Below are 18,845 nucleotides of genomic sequence, written 5' to 3' on the forward strand. Positions count from 1 at the left end.
GGGTGACCGTGCCATCCGAGACCTCACCGCCGCTGCAGACCCTGTGCGGCAGCGCCCCCCGCAGCCCCTTGCGCGCCTTCCTGCGGACGGAGACCGGCAGTGCCGCGTTCCTGCTGGCGGGCGCGCTCGCCGCGCTCGTCTGGGCCAACGCCGGCGCCGGTTCGTACGACTCCCTGTGGGAGACCGAGTTGTCGGTCCGCGTCGGCTCGGGCGGTGTCTCCCTCGAACTGCGCGAGTGGCTGAACAGCGGGCTGATGACGCTGTTCTTCTTCGTCGTCGGTCTGGAGGCGCGCCGCGAGTTCGACATGGGCGAGCTGCGGGAGCGGCGGCGGATCACCCTGCCGCTGCTCGCCGGGCTCAGCGGCATGCTCGTACCCGTCGCGATCTATCTGGCGGTCAACGCGGGCGAGGACTCCGTGCACGGCTGGGGCGCGGCCATGTCCACGGACACGGCCTTCGCGCTGGGCATGCTCGCCGTCTTCGGGAACCGGCTGCCCGGCGGCCTGCGGGTCTTCATCCTCACCGTCGCCGTCGTCGACGACTTCCTGGCCCTGGCCGTCATCGCCTTCGCGTACAGCGGAGCCATCGCCTGGCCCGCGCTGCTGACCGCGCTCGGCCTGTTCGCGGTCGTGCTGCTGGTGCGCCGCACCCTCGGCATGCGCGTCCCCTCCCTGTACGCGGTGCTGGGCGTGGCCATCTGGGTGGCGCTGCTCAAGTCGGGGGTGGACCCGGTGGTGACCGGCCTCGCGATGGGACTGCTGACGTACGCCCGCCCGGCGGAGCGCGGCGACCTGGAACTGGCCAGCCGGCAGTTCCGGCGCTTCCGCGAGCAGCCGACCCCCGAACTCGAACGGACCGTACGGCGCCAGATCGCCTCGACGCTCTCCCCCAACGACCGGCTCCAGCGCATGCTCCACCCCTGGACGAGCTATGTGATCGTGCCGCTGTTCGCCCTCGCCAACGCCGGGATCACCCTCAGCGCCGACCAGCTGACCGGCGCGTTCACCTCACCGGTCACCCTCGGCATCCTCCTCGGCTATGTGCTCGGCAAGCCGGTCGGCATCATCGGCGCTACCTGGCTCACCACGCGGCTCAGCAAGGGGCGCCTGCATCCGCCGGTCGGCTGGGGCGCCATCTCCGCGGGCGGCACCCTGGCCGGGGTGGGCTTCACGGTGTCCCTGCTGATCGCCACGCTCGCCTTCGACGGCGACCGGCTGGAGCAGGCGAAGATCGGCATCCTGGGCGCCGTGCTCTGCTCGTTCCTCCTCGCCTGGCTGGTCACCGCGGTCACCGGCGCCCTGTCCGCGCCGTCCCGGGCCCGCGCCCTGCTGGGCACGGGGCAGACCATCGTCGACCTCAGCGAACCCGTCGACATGGACCGCGACCACGTACGCGGCCCCCGGGACGCGCCCGTGACGCTCCTGGAGTACGGGGACTTCGAGTGCCCCTACTGCGGGCTGGCCGAGCCGGTGGTGCGCGAACTGCTCGCCGACTTCGGCGACGTGCGGTACGTGTGGCGGCATCTGCCGCTCCCGGACGTGCACCCGGGTGCGCAGCTCGCGGCGGAGGCCGCCGAGGCCGCCCACCGGCAGGGCAGCTACTGGGAGATGCACGAGCAGCTGATGCGGCATCAAGGGGATCTGCTGCCGAAGGACCTGCTGCGCTACGCCGAGGAGATCGGCCTCGACACGGATCGCTTCCGCGCCGACCTCCGGGCCGGTACGGGCGCCGCCAGGGTCGCCGCGGACGTGGAGTCCGCCGACCTCAGCGGGGTGTCGGGCACGCCCACGTTCTTCGTCAACGGCCGCCGTCACCACGGCGCCTACGACATCGCCGCGCTGTCCGCGGCGGTGCGCGCCGCCCGGCAACGGGCCTCGCTCACCGGGACGGGCCGGAAGAACTGAGGAACTGAGGGACTGAGAAACCGAGGGACTGAGGGACTGAGGTAGAACCGGCGCCGCGCGTTCAGGCCGCGCGCAGGCCCCGGTCGGCGAAGGCGATCAGCCACTCGAAGCTCTCGTCGATGTCGGCGCTCCACTGGAAGCCGCCCCCCGACTGCAGTGTGGCGAACCCGTGGCAGAGACTACGGAGCATCCGCAGGGCGTGGTCGACGTCGGGTTCCGCGATGTCGTAGCCGCGCAGCACCACCGTGAACGCGCCGAGCAGCCGGCGGCTCGCGAGAGCCATCGGGTCGTCCGGGCCGGCCGGTTCCACGCCGATCGTCGCCGCGTACCGGCCGGGATGCTCCAGGACGAAGGCGCGGAAGGCGCGGGCCGCGGCTCCCAGGGCGTCGCGGCCCGCGTACCCCTGGACCGCGCCCCCGACGGCGTCGGCGGCCTCGCTCATCGCCAGGGCCGCGATACGCCGGTTGAGGTCGTCCTGGCCGCCCACGTGCTTGTACAGGGACGGGGTGCGCACGCCGAGCCGCTCGGCCAGCAGGCCCATCGTCAGCCGGCCGAAGCCCACCTCGTCGGCGAGGGCCGCCCCGGCCGCGACCACGGCTGCCGGGTCCAGGCCGGCCCTAGGCACGGGCGGCGTCCGTCCGCAGGAAGTCGAGCACGAGCGAGAGCACCTCGTCGGGGAACTGGTCGTGGGGGTAGTGTCCGGCGCCCTCGATCATCTCAAGGCGACCGAGGCCGGCCGGCAGGTCACCGACGATCGCCGAACCCTCGGCGTGCGGGTCGACCCAGTCGGGGTCGAGGGTGCCCATCACGACCAGGACCGGGCAGCGGACGTTGCCGAGCTGCGCTCCGGCGTCGGTCGGGGCGCTGCGGCCCATGGCCTGCATGGCCTTCATCCGGCCCGGCTCGCGCATCAGGGAGTCGACACGGCCGAGCCGCTCGGCCCAGTGGGCGGGCTTCGTGCCGGGGTAGGCCACGTCGAGGTACGCGCGCCACTGGCCCACGCTGCCGAAGACGCCGGTGCCGAGCAGCCGGAACATGCCCTGCCGATAGCGCTTGAGGCGCAGGCCGCCGAGGCTGATCGACTGCTTGCGGGTGAACGGCGCCAGCTCCACGACCGCGGTGACCAGCGAGGGCTCCTGCGCCGCGGCGATGGTGGCGGCGCCGCCGGAGACCGAGTGGCCGACGAGCACGGCCGGGCCGCCGAGGTGGCGGATCAGGGCGAGCAGGTCGCCGGCGATCGCGGTGCGGCTCCAGGCGGGCCAGTCGGTACTGGATTCGCCGCAGCCGCGCAGGTCGACGGCGGCGACGCGGTGGCCCGCCGCCACCAGCTGCGGGATCAGCGCGCGGTAGGCGGCGCGGCTGTCGCCCATGCCGTGCGCGAGGACGATCAGCGGGCCGTCTCCCGCCACCTCGTAAGCGATCGTGCCGCCGTCGACGGCGAGGTACTCGGTCATGACATCTCCCAGTTCGCACGGGCCGGCTCTCGCCGCCGACCGCTTAGCTAATGTTGTTAGCTAAAAGCTAATCCCATTAGCCGAACGTGTCAATGGGGGTGGGGCGGTGAATCGCGGCGGAGGCCGAGCAGCGGCCGGTACGTCCTCGTCGAGGCGGGAAGCCCCAACGCGTTCGCCTTCCGGATCCGCCCGCACCACCGGTGCGGCGATCTCGCCGGAGCGGCGGTCGCGGACGGATCCGTGGCCGCTCCTTCATGGCGACCGACTCGGACAAAACTTTTCCTCTTTGGACCAATCCGTGCACCACCGTGGCGACGGATCACCTGCGCAGGCCGTCGACACACGGCCCCCACACGAACCACGGCACGGTGAAAGGGCAGTTGCATGACAGGCAAGGCGGGCGGGGAAGGGCACATACGCCCGGAGCACGGTACGGACGTCATCGACCGCAGCGCGGAAAGCCCGTCCGACGCGTTGGGGTCGGACGCGTTGGGGTCGGACTCATCGAAATCCGACGCGCCGGAGTCCACCTCATCGGAGTCCGACTCGGCGGGCGTCGCACCGATATTCGTCGATCCCAGCGGTAGGCGGGCCGGCCGGATGCGCCGGTTGGGCTGGCTCGTGGCAGCCGGGTGCGTGTGCTCCGCCGCCACCCTGGGTGTCGCGATCGCCGACGGCAACTCCACCGCTCCCTGGCTCCAGATACCCGGCGTGCTCGGCGACAGCTTCGAGAACCGGAGTCTGGACGAGGCTCCGGAGTCGCAGCGGCCGGAGTCCGGCGCACCGACCGCCGACGACCCCTCGTCCACCGCCGCGGGGTCACCGATCCGGCAGCCGTCGAACGACACGGCCCCGGAGGCGATGGGCGGTTCGCCGTCCGGCGAGAAGGGCTCGACCGCCTCGGCCGGCGAACCGTCCGCGGCCGGCGCGTCCTCGAAGGCGGGCAACACCGGGGCGGCGCCCGCCGATGAGGAGGAAGCGGTCGCCGTGCAGCCCGGCCGCACGACGTCCCCCGACCCGGCCCAGGAGGCGACCACGGCTCCGAGCCCGGCCGACTCCACCGCCCCGGACACCTCGGCCGAGCCCTCGCCGACCGAGACGTCCTCCGGCGGTCTCCTCGACGGTATCGGGGACATCGTCACCGGCCTGTTCGGCAAGTGACGGCTCAACCCGCAGACGCCCCGCTCGTCGACTCCGCCATCAGCCTTGTATCAGGCGAATCCCCAGCACCCACGCGCACAGCGTGTCCGGGGACCATTCCCCGTGGTCCTTCGCTCCTGACCTGACACCCGGGCCCGTACCGTCCGCGGTGGGTTCCAACTGCCACAGCAGCGAGCCCGGTTCGGTGGGGAGCGCCTCGGCGCCGATGCCGGTCAGGACGTGTCCGGTCGCGGGGAGCGACACGGCTGCCGAGGGATGCGGCACCGGGCCGCCGTCGCTCTCGGCGAAGTCCGTGCGGACGTCGACGGTGTACCGGACGCCGTCGATCACGAAAGAGGACTTCAGGCAGACCGCGTACGCGTCGATGGTGCACGGGCTGGAGACCCGGTGGTCCTTGGAGCGCGCGGTCCAGGCGCCTCCTGCGCGCGGGAAGGAGCCGGTGGCGAGGTTGCCCTCGGTGTGACCGCCCCTGGGATCGCGCCAGTTGACGCGGAAACCTCCGCCGATCAGCGTGTGGCCCTCCGGGACCCGGGCGGAGGCGAAGGGGTGCGCCGCGTGCGCGCTCCGGGTCCGGACGACGGTCAGCAGTTCCCCGGCCAGCCGCTCACGGCCGACCCCGTCGATCCTCATGCCGATCGCGAAGGCGGTCAGCCGGTGCGGCTGCGGGACGTTGTGGTCCTTGGACGACGCCAGCCAGGCCGTACCGTCGTCCGCCGGGTACGAGGCGGTGAGCAGCGCGCCCTGCGGTGAGTCGACGGCCCGCGCGCCGCCGCCGATCGCCACCATGTCGCCGTCGACGTCGGCGCGGAGGTCGGTGAAGTGCTGCTGGTCGCGGCCGGCCCGGTACCGGAAGGCCGCAGTGGTGATCAGCCCGGAGGCGTCACGGCGGCGGAACAGCTCGCGGCTCCGCCGGGGCGTGGCCGCCGACGGCAGACGCCCGACCGACGGGAACGCCCGCTCGGCCGACGGGCCGAGGCCCGCCCCGCGATCCGTGACGAGTTCCGGCCCGCGATCCGTCCGCAGGGCCATCAGGTGGTGGACCGCCTCTCGACCGGCGCGTGTGCCGTAGTGCTTGAACGCGAACCGGCGCGCGCGTTCGGGGGAACGGTCGGTCAGACAGCGGAGCAGGGACGGAGTGGTCCCCGGGGCCGAGTCGTCGGTCGCCCGCCAGGTGTCGTCGCCCGTCTCCCGCCAGATCGCGGCGGCCATCAGCCGCGGGTCGTCCAGGCAGGCGCACGGGACGTCCTCCAGGATCCGCCACAGCGACTCAGGGACGTCGTCCAGCACTCCGGGCCGCCCCTGCCCCGGCTCCTGGTGCCAGTGCAGCAGCGCCCCGGCTCCGGCTCCGGTCGCGGAGAAGCCGACGCTCAGCCACCTGCCGTCCGGGTGCCGCAGTCGCGCGGTGTGCGCCCCCTCCCGCGCAGCGGTGAGTGTGCAGCCCCGCCGGGCGGGATCCGGTTCGAGGATCGCGTGCAGGACCGCCAACGAGGCGCAGCGGTCGAGGACTTCGGCGGTGTCCGGCAGCCGCAGCGCGACATCGTGGAGGTTCTTCATGCGGCCATTCAAGCGCCCGGCACCGACAACGCGGGAAGCCGGGCGACCGCGGGGTGGGAACGGAACGGGAACGGGGTCCGGGACAGTCCTGGTGACCCGGAAGAGCAGCACACTCCCGCGCCGACCGGGTCGTACGCACCGCCTCCGCCCCTCAATCGCCGTACGACGAACCGTTCAGGAGACCCCTCGTGCACCCATTGCTGCGTACAAGTGAGGAAGTAGGTGACGCGCTGGCCGAGAACCGGCCCGTTGTCGCCCTGGAATCGACGGTGATCGCCCATGGGCTGCCCTATCCGGGCAACGTGGAGACCGCGCTCGCCATCGAGAAGGCGGTCCGGGAGTCGGGTGCCGTCCCGGCGACCGTCGGGCTGGACGGCGGCCGGTTCACCGTGGGCATGTCCCCCGACGACATGGAGCGCTTCGCGGTCGGTACCGATGTGCCGAAGGTGTCCAGCCGGGACGTCGGTGTCGTCCTGGCCGGTGGCGGCCTGGGCGCCACCACGGTGGCCTCGTCGATCGTCGCCGCGGATCTCGCGGGCATCCCGTTCTTCTCCACGGCGGGCATCGGCGGAGTCCACCGTGGTGCGGGCGAGAGCTTCGACGTCTCCGCCGACCTCGTGCAGTTCACCCGGAGCAAGGTGGCCGTGGTCTGTGCCGGCGCGAAGAGCATCCTGGACCTGGGCCTGACCCTGGAGTACCTGGAGACGCTCGGGGTGCCGGTGATCGGCTACCGCTTCGACCACTTCCCCGCCTTCTACTGCCGTTCCAGCGGTCTGCGCGTCCCCCAGCGGATCGACGACCCGGGCGACATCGCCCGCGCGGTACGGATGCACTGGGCGGCCGGGCTGCCCGGCGGCGCCCTGATCACCGCGCCCATCGACGAGGAACACGCCCTGGACGGCGACCTCATGGAAGGGGTCATCCAGGAGGCGCTGCGCGCCGCCGAGATCGACGGGGTGCGCGGTCCCGCCGCGACCCCGTACCTGATGAAGGCCGTCTCGCGGGCCACGGAGGGCCGTTCCGCCGCCGCCAACCGCGAGGTCCTGATCAGTACCGCCCGGCTCGCCGGGCGCCTCGCGGTCGCGTACGCCGCCACCGCCGAGCCGGTCGGGCAGGTGGCCGCGGCATGAGCACCGCGTTCGTCTTCGACATCGACGGCACTCTCGCCGACACCCCGTCCGCCATCGCCGAGCTGATCGGTGACGTGGTGCGCGGTCTCGGCGCCGATCCCTCGTACGCGGACGTGCTGGCCACGGTCGGCAAGCCGCTGGAGGCCTCGCTCGCCGGGCTGTTGGGCACATGCGTCCACGACACCGTGACCGCCGAGGCCGCCGCCCGCTACCGCCGCCGCTTCACCACGGACGTCCTCAGCCGGGGGCCGGCGCTCCTGCTGCCGGGCGTGACCGAGGGGCTGGACCGGCTGCGGTCGGCGAGGCGCCCGCTCGGCATCGCCACCTCCAAGATCTACGCCAGTGCCCACGCGCTGCTGGACGCCACCGGCATCCTCAACCGGTTCGACACCGTCATCTGCCACAACATGGTCGAACGCGGCAAGCCCCACCCCGACATGGCGCTGCGGGCCCTCGCCGACCTGGGCGCGCAGGCCGCGCGGTCCTGGTACGTCGGCGACACCGTCACCGACATGAGGATGGCCCGTGCCGCGGAACTGCGGACCGTGGCCGTCTCCTACGGCGTCGACACCGCCGAGGCGCTCCGGGCCGCCGGCGCCGACCACGTCGTCGCCGACTTCCCCGCGGTGATCGACATCCTCCTGGACGGAACACCGCTCGCCGCCCGTGTCACGCCCCGAGCCACCGCCCGCGTCACCCCCCGAGCCCTCACCGGGACCAGCCCGGAACCGACCGGAGCCCTGTCATGACCACCGCCCAGACCCCCGAGACCTCCACCGGGGCCTCCGCCCCTTCTCCCTCCCCCGCCTCCCCCACTCCCCCTCCCGCCTCGACCCGGTTCACCGGCCGTATGGTGGCCGCGCTGCTGGCCCTGTCCATCGCCCAGTTCCTGGTGGCACTCGACTACTCGATCATCTACGTGGCGCTGCCCAGCATCGGATCGGGCCTGGGACTCGCCCCGGAGCGGCTCCAGTGGGTCGTGTCGGCCTACGCCGTCTTCTTCGCCAGTTTCCTGGTGGTCGGGGGCCGGGCCGCCGACCTGACCGGGCCGCGCCGGCTCTTCCTGGGCGCGCTGGCCCTGTTCGGCCTCGGCTCGCTCGTGGCCGGACTGGCGGGTGACCAGTGGCTGCTGGTCGCCTCCCGTGCCGCTCAGGGCATCGGCGCCGCCGCCCTCACCCCGGCCATGCTGGCCCTGATCGGTGCCGCGTTCCCGGCGGGTCCCGTCCGTTCCCGGGCGCTCGCGATCTGGGGCGCGATCGGCGCGGTGGGGCTCGCGGCCGGTGTGCTGATCGGCGGTGTGCTGACCGCGGCGCTCTCCTGGCGGTGGGTGTTCTTCGTGAACGTGCCGCTCATCGCGGTCACCGTCGTCCTCGCGCTGCGGGTCCTGCCGGCCGGCACGCGGACCAGGGCCTCGGTCCGGCATCTCAACATCCCCGGCGCCGCTCTCTTCACCGGCGCGGTGCTCTTCCTGGTGGCGGCGCTCACCCAGGCCGCGGTCGACGGCTGGGCCTCCGCGTCCTGCCTGGGCTGCCTGGCCGCGGCCGTCGCCCTGGGCACGGCCTGGTCGGCGTACGACCGGCGTCCGGCCGCCACCCCGCTCATCCCGCCGGCCCTGCTGCGGGTGCGCTCGCTGGCCGGTGCGAGCACGATGTCGGCGCTCTACATGGCGAGCGTCGGCGCCGAGTTCTTCCTGATCACCCTCTTCCTCCAGGACGTGTGGGGCTACGGTCCGCTCGGCGCCGGTATCGCCTTCCTGCCGCTGGCGCTGAGCGTGGTGGCGGGCAATCTCGTCACCGGGCAGCTCGCCGGTTCCTGGGGCATCCGCCGCACCCTCGCCACCGGATTCGCGGTCGGCGCGGCGGGCCTCGCCCTGCTCGGCCTCGGGACGGGCGGCTCCGACTACTGGACCGCCGTACTCCCGGGCCTGCTGGTCAGCGGGCTGGGCCAGGGCATGGCCTTCGCGGGGATGTACATCGCGGGCACCAAGGACGTGCCGGACAGCGAACAGGGCACCGCGTCGGCCGTCCTGACGACGACGCAGTACACGGGCGGCGCCATGGGACTGGCCGTACTGGTCCTCGTCCTCGGTGACGAGCCCGCCGGCGGGGCGTTCGGCCGGGCGTACGCGCTGACCGCCGTCCTCGCCCTGGTGGCCGCGGCGGTGGCACTGCGGACGCTGTCGCCCCGTACGGCGGCCGTCCGGGCGGATGCCGGGGGCGAGCGGTGACGCTCCCCCGAGTGATCGAGCCCGGAGCCGGTCCCACCACCGTCGTCGGCGGCACCCCCGTCTCCTTCCTCGTCACCGGGGACGACACGGCCGGCCGCTTCGGCCTCACCGAACACCGGCTCCCGCCCCGCGCACCCGGAGCTCCACTGCACTTCCACAGCGAACTGACCGAGATGTTCTACGTGGCGAGCGGCGACGTCCTGCTCACCCTGGGCGGGGAGCGGCGCACCGCCGGTCCCGGCACGTTCATGATGGTGCCGCCCGGCACCAGCCACGCGTTCGGCAACCCCGGCGCCGACCCCGCCACCCTGCTGGTGATGTTCACCCCGGACGGCGGCCGGGAGAGGTACTTCCGCGAACTGGGCGACCTGCTGAACTCGTCGCCCGAACCGACCCCCGGGATGCTGGAGGAACTGGCGCGCAGATTCGACCAGTTCCCGGCGGCCGAGGGCCTCGTAACCCCTGAGAAATCTTCCGGCACATCCTTCGACGCACACAACGAATGAGGAGAGAAACATGCCTGTGGTGACCGTGGACTGGTGGAAGGGCAACGACCGACAGAAACGAGCCGATCTCGTGGACGAGTTGACCACGACGGTGGCCCGGATCGCGGGATGCCCGCGCGACGTCGTGACCGTGCTCGTACGCGATGTCGAGCAGGACCACTGGGGCCGTGGAGGCCTCCTCGCCGACACGCCGATCGAGGAACCGGCGGACCGTGCGCCGGTGCCCCCGGAGGCCGAACCCGCACTGTCGAGGCGCCCTTGACAAAAACCGACGCACACGGCCGGTGGCCGACGGTTTCCGCCGTCGGCCACCGGCCGCGCGTGTTTGCGCGTCCGCCTCTGAACGCCGCCGGGGCCCGGGGGACTTCGGCTGCGGGCCGGTGGGGGCCCGGTCGCGCGGTTCCCCGCGCCCCTTCGAGGCGGGGCCGCGCCCCTGACCTCCGGCCCGGCCGGGAAGCGTACGGGAACTACGCTCCGCGACACGGCCTGTGCAGAAACGATGCTTCCCGTCGTGCCGTTCCCGGGCCCCGGGAGGGCGCCTTCGCGGCGGCGAACATCCGGCGGTCGACGCCCGCCTGCGGTACGCCCGTTGCACCCGGTCCGTTCACCCGTCGGCGACCTGCGCAAAGCCTAAACCCCTACAAAAACTTGTCCGATATCCACCAGCGCGCCCCGCGTCTCGGCCACGAGACGTATGAAGCCGCACCGGTCGGTACACATCGTGGGTCAGGATGTACACGACAGTGATGGCCGCCCGACGCGGTTCCCTGCGGAACATCGAGGAACGGGAAGCGCTCTGCGGTCCCACCGCGAGCTCCTTCCCGCAGACGAGCAGCGGGGCGGCGGCCGCCCCCGGACCGAGGAGAGGGCACGCGCCATGCGCCAAACACCGCCCGTACGCTTTCGCATCCTCGGGTCTCTGGAATGTTGGGACGGTGACGAGCGCGTCCACGTCGGCGGGCCCGTCAGCGAACGCGTCCTGGTGACGCTGCTCCTCGAACCCCAGCGCGTGCTGCCGGTGCACCGGCTCGTCGAAGCCGTCTGGGACGAGGACGCCCCCGCCACCGCGGCCCACCAGGTGCGCAAGGCCGTCGCCGAACTGCGCCAGCGCATCCCCGACGGACGCACCCTCATCGCGACGGACGGCCCCGGCTACCGCGCCGCCGTCACGCCCGAGCAACTGGACCTGCTGCAGTTCACCGACGCCCTGCGGCGGGCCCGCGACCACGTCGCCGCCGGCCTCGCCGTGGAGGCGACGGCACTGCTGCGTGAGGCCGTCGCCCTGTGGCGCGGCCCGGTGCTCTCCGGCAACGGCGGAGCGGTCGTCGACGCCGCTTCCGCCTCGCTGGAGGAACGCCGCATGACCGCGGTGGAGCAGCTCTTCGACCTCAGACTGGAGGCCGGGGAGGGCGCCGAGCTGGTCGCCGGGATCCGCGAGGCGATCGGTGGCAACCCGCTGCGCGAGACCCTCCGCGGCCAGCTCATGCTCGCCCTGTACCGCTCGGGCCGCCAGGCCGAGGCACTGGAGGAGTACGGGAACATCCGCGCCCTGCTCGACGAGGAACTGGGCATCCAGCCGGGCGACGCCCTGCGCGAGCTGCACCAGGCCATCCTGCGCAACGAACCCTCCCTGACCGTCGCCGCCTCGCCCTCGCCGACCGCGGCCCCGGCGGTGACCGGCAGCCGCTCCACCCTGCCCTACGACCTGCGGGACTTCACCGGCCGCGAGGAGGAACTGCACAAGCTGCTCGGCTTCGTGGAGGGAGCGACCGGCTCCGGCCCGCTGATCATCGCCATCGACGGCATGGGAGGCAGCGGCAAGACCTCCCTCGCGGTGCGCGCCGCCCACCGTCTCACCGAGCAGTACCCCGACGCCCAGCTCCATCTCGACCTGCGCGGCTACACCCCGGGCGAGGAACCCCTCGCCCCGCCCGCCGCGGCCGAGGCCCTGCTGCGCATGCTCGGCATCCCCGGCGAACGCATCCCCGACGACCCGCAGGGCCGGATCAACCTGTGGCGCTCCACCATGACCAAACACCGCATGATCCTGTTGCTTGACAACGTAGTCGACGAGGCTCAGGTGAAGCCGCTCCTCGCCTCGCCGACCGGCACGGTGGTCCTGATCACCAGCCGTGCCCTGCTCGTCGACCTCGACGCGGCGCACTCGGTCTCCCTGGGCACGATGGCGCCGCCGGACAGCGTCGCCCTGATCGTCGGCATCATCGGGGAGCGCCGTGCGGAGGCCGAACCCACGGCCGTCGCCGACCTCGCCGACCTCGCCGGACACCTCCCGCTCGCCCTGCGCATCGCCGCCGCGCGACTGCGCAAACGACCCCGCTGGACCGTGCGCTACCTCGTGGACCGGCTCCGCGACGACACCCACCGCCTCGCCGAACTCAGCGCCGGCGAACGCAGCGTGGAGGTCACCCTGCGGCTGTCGTACGAGGGACTGGGCGCCGACTACCGCAAGTCCTTCCGGCTCCTCGGCCAGTACCCGGGCGCCGATCTGGACGTCTACACGGCGGCGGCCCTGCTCGACCTGGGGGTCAGGGACGCCGAGGACGTCCTGGAGTACCTGCTCGACATGCACCTCGTCCAGCAGCACGAGCCGGGCCGCTACGCGTTCCACGACCTGGTGCGCAGCTTCGCCCTCATGCTGTCGCACACGCGGAGTTCCGGTGGCACCGGCGAGTTCTCGGAGGAGGCCGCGGGCGCGGTCCGGCGTCTGCTGGAGTTCTCGCTCACCGCCTCGGACGCCGCCTGCGACCTGCTCTTCCCCGGGCGGGTGCGGATGGTCCGCCCGACGCCCTCGTTCCAGCCCGAACTGGCCCCGCTGTCCACGCCGGAGGCCGCCCGCGACTGGTTCGAGCGCGAGCAGGACAGTCTGCTCGCGGCGATCGCCCTGGCCTTCCGCCGGGGCCTGGACCGCGAGGTCGCCCTGCTCGCGGCGAACGTCGTCTTCCACCTCGATCTGCGGGGCAGGCTCGACGACTTCCTCGCCCTGTGCCGCACCGCGCTCGCCGCGGCCCGCCGGCTGAACGAGTCCGACCTCCTGCGGTTGAGCCTGTCCAATCTGGCGGTCGCCTGCTGGAAGCGCGGCAGGTTCGAGGACGGCATAGCGGCGGCCGTCGAGGCGCATGAACTGGCGGTGGAACTGGGCGACCGGCGCGGCCAGGCCAAGGACACCGGCGTACTGGGCCTGCTGCTCGCCACCACCGGCCGCTTCGACGAGGCGCTGCCCCGGCTGGAGCAGTCGATCGCCCTCAAGCGCGAACTGGGCGCCGAGCGGGCCGAGTCGGAGTCCCTGTCGAACGTCAGCGGCGTCTACATGGAACGCGGCTGCTTCGAGGAGGCGGTGAGCGCGGCGACCCGGTCCATCGAACTCGCCCGCAAACTGGGCGCGTCGGAGAAGGAACTCGTGGGACTGAGCGATCTCGCGCAGGTCCAGCTGGCCATGGGTGAGGTGGCGACGGCCGCCCGCACGCTGGCGGCGGCCCGCGAGCGTGCCGCCGGTGCGCTGGCTCCGGCGGACCGGGCGCTGCAGCTCGTCCTGTCCGCGGAGGCGGAGGGCCGGCTCGGGCGGCGGCAGCAGGTGCTGCCCTGGGTGGAGGAGGCGCTCGCCATCAAGGGTCTGGAGGACGCGCCCGTGCGGGAGGTCACCGTGTGGAACACCGCGGGACGGTTCTTCCACCGGGACGGCGACGACGAGCGGGCGCTGGGTCTGCACCGGCAGGCCCACGCGTCCGCGGCCCGGCTGGGCCACCGGGTGGAGGAGGCCTACGCCCTGGACGGCATCGCCCGGGCCCTGGCGGCGCTCGGTGACGCCGAGGGGGCGGCCGAGCGGGGGGCCGCCGCCGAGGAGGCGTTCCGTGCGATGGGGATCCCGGGCCGTTTCCGCCGGGCGGACTGACACGCCGGCCGTGTGAAGCACGACATGCCGATGCCCGCCGTTCGTCACGGCGGGCATCGGCATGTGGGGCGAGGTTCAGCGGGCGGGGCGGACGCGACGTCCGGGGGCGGGTCCCAAGCGGTTCAGGCGGCGTAGAAGTTGGGGCCCTCGTCACCGTTCACACCGTCGGTGACGACGTTGGGGCCCTCGTCACCCTCGGCGCCGGCCGTGATGACGTTCGGACCCTCGTCACCCTCCACACCAGCCGCGACGACGTTCGGACCTTCATCGCCCTCCACACCAGCCGTCACGACGTTCGGACCCTCGTCACCCTCGACGCCCGCCGTGACGACGTTGGGGCCCTCATCGCCCTCGGCGCCGACCGTGACGACGTTCGGACCCTCGTCACCCTCCACACCGGCCGTCACGACGTTGGGACCCTCGTCGCCCTCGGCGCCGGTCCCGATGACGTTCGGGCCCTCGTCGGAGGCGAGTGTGCGGGCCGGGCCGCGGTCCGCGGCGGTGTCCAGGGCGAGGGAGAAGCCGGGGACGAAGTTCGGGCCCTCGTCCGAGGTGGGGCTCGCGGCGGCCGTCCCGGCGGCGACACCGGCTGCGAGAGCGAGGGTGACCGCCGCGGAGGCGAAGAGACCGGCCGAGGTTCCGAAGCCCTTGAGAATCATGTTGTCCGCCTTCTGTCGTCGCGATCTGCGGTGCTGACAGAAAGAAAGGTCGCGCCGGGCGCTCCCGGCCCGTTCCGGGTCCGTTACCGGCCCGTCGGGTGCGGCGGGGAAGCACCCGGGAACCCCTTCGGCGGGGCCCGCGCACGCCCACGACGACCGCCCGCACGGCCTGCTTCGGGCCGTGCGGGCGGCGTACGGCCAAGGCGTACGACAGGGGTGTACGACAGCGGCGTACCGGACCTCAGAGGTGGTCGGGGCGCCGGCTCACCTCCGCGCGGAGCAGCCGTCCCGCCTCGGTGACCGTCCGAGCGGCCTCCTGCGTGGACTCCGCGCTCAGCAGCACATAGCCGTCCGCGCCGCCGCCCTGGCCGGGGATGTCGTCCCCGGACGCGTACGGGAAGTGGACCCGGTGCACACCGGGCAGCTCGGAGACCGATTCGAGGCCCGACACCGACAGCAGCCGCCCCACGGGCAGCCGGTAGGACGCGACGGCGGCGTACCGGTCGGCCGTCGGCACGTTCACGGGTTTCCCGGCCAGCGCCTGGACGAGTTCCGCTTCGGCGCAGAAGCCCGCCGCGAGCTCTATCAGCGAGGCGAGCGGCTCGTCCGGGTAGTCCGCCCGGGAACGCACCACGCGTGGGCCGTCGGCGGTGAGGACGACCACGGTGTAGGCGTAGCCGAACTCGTACCCGGCGAGGTCGAGCAGCTCGGTCGCGATCGCGCGGGCCTCCGCCTCGTCCCGTTCCCCCAGGGGTGCCGGGAAGAGGTGGCTGCTCGGATGCCAGGCGCCGTGCAGGGCCACGACGCCGACGACCCGGTGCATACCGTCGACGGTGAGCGTCACGACGCCGTACTCCGGGCCCTCCAGATACCGCTCCACGAGATAGGAACGCTCACCCGCCGACTCGCTGCCACAGGCCGCGGTCCGCGCGGAGGACGGCAGCGTGCGTACGGTGACCGGCGCGCCGATCTCCTCCACCGCGGCGGGCAGTTCCTGGGCCGTACGGGCCTGTGCGGCGGGCACGTACGAATGCCTGCTGCCGTTGAGCAGGGCCCTCATGGCCGCGGGTTCGCCCAGCAGCCGGGCCGCGTCGACCGGGTTGGGGGTCACCCCGAGCCGGGCCGCGGTCCTCGCGACCGCGGGCAGGGCTGCCGTGCCGGCGAAGGCGAGCAGCCGTTGCGTCCCGTGGACCCGGACCGAGGTGTCGATCGCCGCGGCCAGCGCGGTCTCGTCCGTGAGGTCGACGAGGTCCACCGGTGTCCCGGGGGGAATGCCGTCGTCCGGGCGGTCCGCGGTACGGGGGCACTTCGCGGGCTCCGGGGATCCCGGTGGGAGGGAGGCGTCCGCGAGCACCCGTACGGCGAAACCCGCCGCGACGGCCTCGCGGACGAGGCGGGTCGAAGGACAGAGCAGCAGCAGGCGCTGCGGAGCGCTGTCCGGGGGGTGAGGCTCTCGGTAGCGGTCGGCCGTCGCGCTCATGGCTGGCTCCTCGTCTCCTCGACGGCGGGCGGGATCCGGCGGCTGTCGCGCTCGCCCGTGTCCCGGGTGACCCGGACAACTGGCGGCCGGGCAACTGATGGCCGGTCGGCTGAATGTTCGTACATGTGTGGATGCTTCCTTGATGCGTGAGGGCGCCGGACCGACTGTTCCGGTCGTGCCCACGCGTTTCCGCGCGGAGTGGCGCTCGACGGGAGTGTCCCTCCGGCCGTTCCCGGATCCCTCCCCGTACGTTCCCGGCCGGGCCGCCGAGCGGCTCCCGCGCACCGGTGGGCGGGGGGGGGAACGGGGCGGGAAGAGAGCGGGAACGGGGTGCGGCACGGTCTTCTCGGGACCTCGACCACCGCCGCGGCCGTCGGGCTCCCCCCTCCTCACCGGGAGCGGAACGTGCCCCCGCACACCGCCCCGGACCCGTCCACGGCCGCCCCTTCCTCACCGACTGGAGCCCCCATGAGCGCCACCGACAAGGAGCCAACCGACAAGGAGCCCGCCGCTGTCCTGCCCTTCCGGCGGACCGAGGCGGCCGGTACCGGGGCCGCCGGGCCGACGGCCACGCCGCCCTCCCTCCCCGGTACCGGTCCGCTGCGTCTGGCGCGGGTGATGCGGGAGGACCTGCGCGTCGTCGTCGAGCGCGACCCCTCCGTCCGCGGCCGTCTCGAAGCCGCGCTGCACCCCGCGCTGACCGCTCTGTGGACGCACCGGATCGCCCACCGGCTGCACACGGGCGGACACCGGATGACGGCACGTCTGCTGGCCCGCTGGGCCCGCCGGCTGACCGCGGTCGAGATCCATCCCGGGGCGGTACTGGGCCGCCGGGTGTTCATCGACCACGGAGCCGCGGTGGTCATCGGCGAGACGTGCACGATCGGCGACGACGTGACGATCTACCACCAGGTGACGCTCGGCGCGGTCGGCTGGTGGAGCGACAACAACAGGCCGCAGGGCGACCGCCGGCATCCGGTCGTGGGCCGCAACGTCATCCTCGGCACCAACGCGACCGTGCTCGGCCCGGTGACCGTCGGCGACGACGCGATCATCGGCGCGCAGGCCCTGGTCAACAAGGACGTGCCGGAGGGGATGCGGATGCTGGCCGCGACCGCTTCCGGGCGCACGCCGGGCCGTCCGGCCGAGGACACCATCGCGAGCATCGCCTCGGCCGGTTCCTGGTAGCCGCTCCCCCGCCGCCGGGCCGCTCGGCTCCGGACCTCCCGGCCCCGCGTCTCCCGGCTCCGACTCGTACGCCTTCCGCGCCACCGGTCCGCCTCCCTCCGGTCTCCCCGCCCGCAGCCCGGTGTTCCCACTCTTTCCGCCCGCAGGCCCAGATCTGACAAGGAATCACACCATGCGCACCCTCGCACCGCACACCTCCCAACCCTCCCTGGTCCGGCCCGCCGTCGCCGACGGCATCGACGACCTGGTGGGCGCCACCCCGCTGGTCCGGCTGAGGCTCGAAGGACTGGCGCCCGGCGCCGAGATACTGGCCAAGCTGGAGGCCGCCAACCCGATGTCCAGCAGCAAGGACCGGGCGGCCCTGTACATGCTCAGGGCGGCCGAGGCGCGCGGCGATCTGGCGCCGGGCGGCACGATCGTCGAGGCCACCTCGGGCAACACCGGTATCTCGCTCGCCGCCCTGGCCGCGGCCCGCGGTTACCGCTGCGTCATCGTGCTGCCCGACAACGCGACGACCGAGCGCGTGCGGCTGCTGGCGGCGCTGGGCGCCGAGGTCGTCCAGACCCCCGCCGACCGGGGCTACCCCGGAGCGATCGAGAAGGCCGAGGAGATCCACGCGTTCACCCCGGGCTCCTGGTTCCCCTGCCAGCACGAGAACACGGACAACGTCGAGGCCCACTACGCCACCACCGGCCCCGAGATCACCGCCGCGCTCACGGCGACCGGCCGCCGCGTCGACACGCTCGTCTGCGCGGTGGGCACCGGCGGAACCCTCACCGGGATCGCCCGTCATCTGCGGGAGTACGACTCCGCGGTACGGATCGTCGCGGTCGAGCCGCAGGGGTCCCCGCTGCTGTCGGGCGGACAGGCCGGACGGCACCGCATCCCCGGCCTCAACGGCGGTTTCATCGCCCCGACGACCGACGTCTCCCTGATCGACGAGGTGATCGCCGTCAGCGACGCCGACGCGCTGCACACCGCCCGCCGGCTCGCCGCCGGGCAGGGCCTGTTCGTCGGTGTCTCCTCCGGCGCCGCCGTGCACGCCGCGCAGTCGGTGGCCGCCCGCCCCGAGTACCGGGACAAGACCGTCGTCACCGTGCTGCCGGACACCGGCGAGCGGTACCTGAGCATGTGGGAGGACCCGTCATGACGCTGCTGGTCTCGACCCTGAAGAGGTTCGGCGACGCCGTCAAGGTCCGTATCGGGGAGACCACCACCACCCGGTACATCGCGCTCGCCGAGACCACCGACGGCCGCCTCGGCCTCTTCCACCACCACATGCTGCCGGGCGCCGCCGGAGCGGCCCCGCACTACCACACCCGGATCTCCGAGTCGTTCTACGTGATCTCGGGAGAGGTCACCGTCCATGACGGCACGGGCTGGCACAAGGCCCATGCCGGCGACTTCCTCCACGTGCCCGAGCACGCCGTGCACGGCTTCCGCAACGACAGCGACGCACCGGCGGAGATGCTGATCATCTTCACCCCGGCGGAGAACCGCGAGGCCTACTTCACCGGCCTGGCGGAGCTGTTGGCCGACGGGAACACCCCGTCGCGGGCCGAGATGGTCGCGCTCATGGAGAAGTACGACCAGTTCGAGATCGACGAGCCCTGACCGTCACGCGCACTGCCGTCACCCGTACTCACGCGTTCCCCCGTCCGTTCGACAACTC

16 protein-coding genes are annotated in these 18,845 nt (G+C 73.1%); 11 read left to right on the forward strand and 5 right to left on the reverse strand.

Annotated elements, in window-relative coordinates; genetic code table 11:
* Positions 1-2: 2 nt before the first annotated feature.
* On the forward strand, positions 3-1,904 hold the full coding sequence (nhaA, locus tag J8N05_RS36570) for a Na+/H+ antiporter NhaA (protein ID WP_407699996.1): 1,902 nt from the start codon (positions 3-5) through the stop codon (positions 1,902-1,904).
* 61 nt (positions 1,905-1,965) lie between these two features.
* Here the strand turns inward: nhaA and J8N05_RS36575 are convergent, their stop codons facing one another.
* Positions 1,966-2,499: a TetR/AcrR family transcriptional regulator gene (locus tag J8N05_RS36575; protein ID WP_210894054.1), complete on the reverse strand. Its 534-nt coding sequence runs from the start codon at positions 2,497-2,499 to the stop codon at positions 1,966-1,968.
* Positions 2,500-2,521: 22 nt separating this feature from the next.
* The gene (locus J8N05_RS36580; RefSeq protein WP_210890841.1) at positions 2,522-3,358 is read right to left on the reverse strand and encodes an alpha/beta fold hydrolase; all 837 of its coding nucleotides are present in this window, start codon (positions 3,356-3,358) and stop codon (positions 2,522-2,524) included.
* Between the two features lie 384 nt (positions 3,359-3,742).
* On the opposite strand from J8N05_RS36580, the gene J8N05_RS36585 reads away from it, so the two are divergent.
* Positions 3,743-4,519 (forward strand): hypothetical protein, encoded by a 777-nt coding sequence (locus J8N05_RS36585; protein ID WP_210890843.1) that lies wholly within the window; start codon positions 3,743-3,745, stop codon positions 4,517-4,519.
* 39 nt (positions 4,520-4,558) lie between these two features.
* Here J8N05_RS36585 and J8N05_RS36590 read toward each other — a convergent pair whose 3' ends face one another.
* Positions 4,559-6,073, reverse strand: a complete 1,515-nt coding sequence (locus J8N05_RS36590; protein WP_210890845.1) for a hypothetical protein — start codon at positions 6,071-6,073, stop codon at positions 4,559-4,561.
* A 188-nt stretch (positions 6,074-6,261) separates the two neighbouring features.
* Between J8N05_RS36590 and J8N05_RS36595 the strand changes: the two genes are divergently transcribed.
* The 6 genes from J8N05_RS36595 to J8N05_RS36620 all read left to right on the forward strand — a co-directional run bounded on the left by J8N05_RS36595 (position 6,262) and on the right by J8N05_RS36620 (position 13,846).
* On the forward strand, positions 6,262-7,203 hold the full coding sequence (locus J8N05_RS36595) for a pseudouridine-5'-phosphate glycosidase (protein WP_210890847.1): 942 nt from the start codon (positions 6,262-6,264) through the stop codon (positions 7,201-7,203).
* On the forward strand, positions 7,200-7,952 hold the full coding sequence (locus tag J8N05_RS36600; RefSeq protein WP_210890849.1) for an HAD family hydrolase: 753 nt from the start codon (positions 7,200-7,202) through the stop codon (positions 7,950-7,952). Before J8N05_RS36595 ends, J8N05_RS36600 begins: the two co-directional genes overlap by 4 nt.
* The gene (locus J8N05_RS36605) at positions 7,949-9,430 is read left to right on the forward strand and encodes an MFS transporter (protein WP_210890851.1); all 1,482 of its coding nucleotides are present in this window, start codon (positions 7,949-7,951) and stop codon (positions 9,428-9,430) included. The genes J8N05_RS36600 and J8N05_RS36605 overlap by 4 nt, the downstream gene beginning before the upstream one ends.
* Before the next feature lie 11 nt (positions 9,431-9,441).
* Positions 9,442-9,936, forward strand: coding sequence for a cupin domain-containing protein (locus J8N05_RS36610; protein ID WP_210890854.1), 495 nt, complete (start codon positions 9,442-9,444; stop codon positions 9,934-9,936).
* Between the two features lie 10 nt (positions 9,937-9,946).
* Complete coding sequence (locus J8N05_RS36615; RefSeq protein ID WP_210890856.1) at positions 9,947-10,198, forward strand: tautomerase family protein; 252 nt, start codon at positions 9,947-9,949, stop codon at positions 10,196-10,198.
* Positions 10,199-10,813: 615 nt separating this feature from the next.
* Positions 10,814-13,846 carry an AfsR/SARP family transcriptional regulator gene (locus tag J8N05_RS36620; RefSeq protein WP_210890857.1) on the forward strand — a complete coding sequence of 1,011 codons (3,033 nt, stop codon included), beginning with the start codon at positions 10,814-10,816 and terminating at the stop codon, positions 13,844-13,846.
* A 122-nt stretch (positions 13,847-13,968) separates the two neighbouring features.
* Here J8N05_RS36620 and J8N05_RS36625 read toward each other — a convergent pair whose 3' ends face one another.
* Together J8N05_RS36625 and J8N05_RS36630 are read right to left on the reverse strand one after the other, a co-directional pair.
* On the reverse strand, positions 13,969-14,505 hold the full coding sequence (locus J8N05_RS36625) for a hypothetical protein (protein WP_210890859.1): 537 nt from the start codon (positions 14,503-14,505) through the stop codon (positions 13,969-13,971).
* A 241-nt stretch (positions 14,506-14,746) separates the two neighbouring features.
* Entirely contained in the window at positions 14,747-15,985 is a 1,239-nt protein-coding gene (locus J8N05_RS36630; protein ID WP_210890861.1) for an ATP-grasp domain-containing protein, read from the reverse strand.
* Between the two features lie 606 nt (positions 15,986-16,591).
* Here J8N05_RS36630 and epsC point away from each other — a divergent pair.
* The 3 genes from epsC (at position 16,592) to J8N05_RS36645 (ending at position 18,787) form a co-directional block, all read left to right on the forward strand.
* On the forward strand, positions 16,592-17,173 hold the full coding sequence (gene epsC, locus J8N05_RS36635; RefSeq protein ID WP_383950388.1) for a serine O-acetyltransferase EpsC: 582 nt from the start codon (positions 16,592-16,594) through the stop codon (positions 17,171-17,173).
* Positions 17,174-17,345: 172 nt separating this feature from the next.
* Positions 17,346-18,323 carry a PLP-dependent cysteine synthase family protein gene (locus tag J8N05_RS36640; RefSeq protein WP_210890863.1) on the forward strand — a complete coding sequence of 326 codons (978 nt, stop codon included), beginning with the start codon at positions 17,346-17,348 and terminating at the stop codon, positions 18,321-18,323.
* Positions 18,320-18,787, forward strand: coding sequence for a cupin domain-containing protein (locus tag J8N05_RS36645; RefSeq protein WP_210890866.1), 468 nt, complete (start codon positions 18,320-18,322; stop codon positions 18,785-18,787). The genes J8N05_RS36640 and J8N05_RS36645 overlap by 4 nt, the downstream gene beginning before the upstream one ends.
* Positions 18,788-18,845 lie beyond the last annotated feature (58 nt).

The organism is Streptomyces liliiviolaceus, assembly GCF_018070025.1.
GTDB lineage: Bacteria > Actinomycetota > Actinomycetes > Streptomycetales > Streptomycetaceae > Streptomyces > Streptomyces liliiviolaceus.

Bases quoted from the DNA above. Each gene is read 5' to 3' on its own strand.
- J8N05_RS36585 (WP_210890843.1), top strand. From the start codon at position 3,743: ATGACAGGCAAGGCGGGCGGGGAAGGGCACATACGCCCGGAGCACGGT.
- J8N05_RS36625 (WP_210890859.1), bottom strand. From the start codon at position 14,505: ATGATTCTCAAGGGCTTCGGAACCTCGGCCGGTCTCTTCGCCTCCGCG.
- J8N05_RS36580 (WP_210890841.1), bottom strand. From the start codon at position 3,358: ATGACCGAGTACCTCGCCGTCGACGGCGGCACGATCGCTTACGAGGTG.
- J8N05_RS36620 (WP_210890857.1), top strand. From the start codon at position 10,814: ATGCGCCAAACACCGCCCGTACGCTTTCGCATCCTCGGGTCTCTGGAA.
- J8N05_RS36605 (WP_210890851.1), top strand. From the start codon at position 7,949: ATGACCACCGCCCAGACCCCCGAGACCTCCACCGGGGCCTCCGCCCCT.
- J8N05_RS36640 (WP_210890863.1), top strand. From the start codon at position 17,346: ATGCGCACCCTCGCACCGCACACCTCCCAACCCTCCCTGGTCCGGCCC.
- J8N05_RS36590 (WP_210890845.1), bottom strand. From the start codon at position 6,073: ATGAAGAACCTCCACGATGTCGCGCTGCGGCTGCCGGACACCGCCGAA.
- J8N05_RS36600 (WP_210890849.1), top strand. From the start codon at position 7,200: ATGAGCACCGCGTTCGTCTTCGACATCGACGGCACTCTCGCCGACACC.
- J8N05_RS36645 (WP_210890866.1), top strand. From the start codon at position 18,320: ATGACGCTGCTGGTCTCGACCCTGAAGAGGTTCGGCGACGCCGTCAAG.
- J8N05_RS36615 (WP_210890856.1), top strand. From the start codon at position 9,947: ATGCCTGTGGTGACCGTGGACTGGTGGAAGGGCAACGACCGACAGAAA.
- J8N05_RS36630 (WP_210890861.1), bottom strand. From the start codon at position 15,985: ATGAGCGCGACGGCCGACCGCTACCGAGAGCCTCACCCCCCGGACAGC.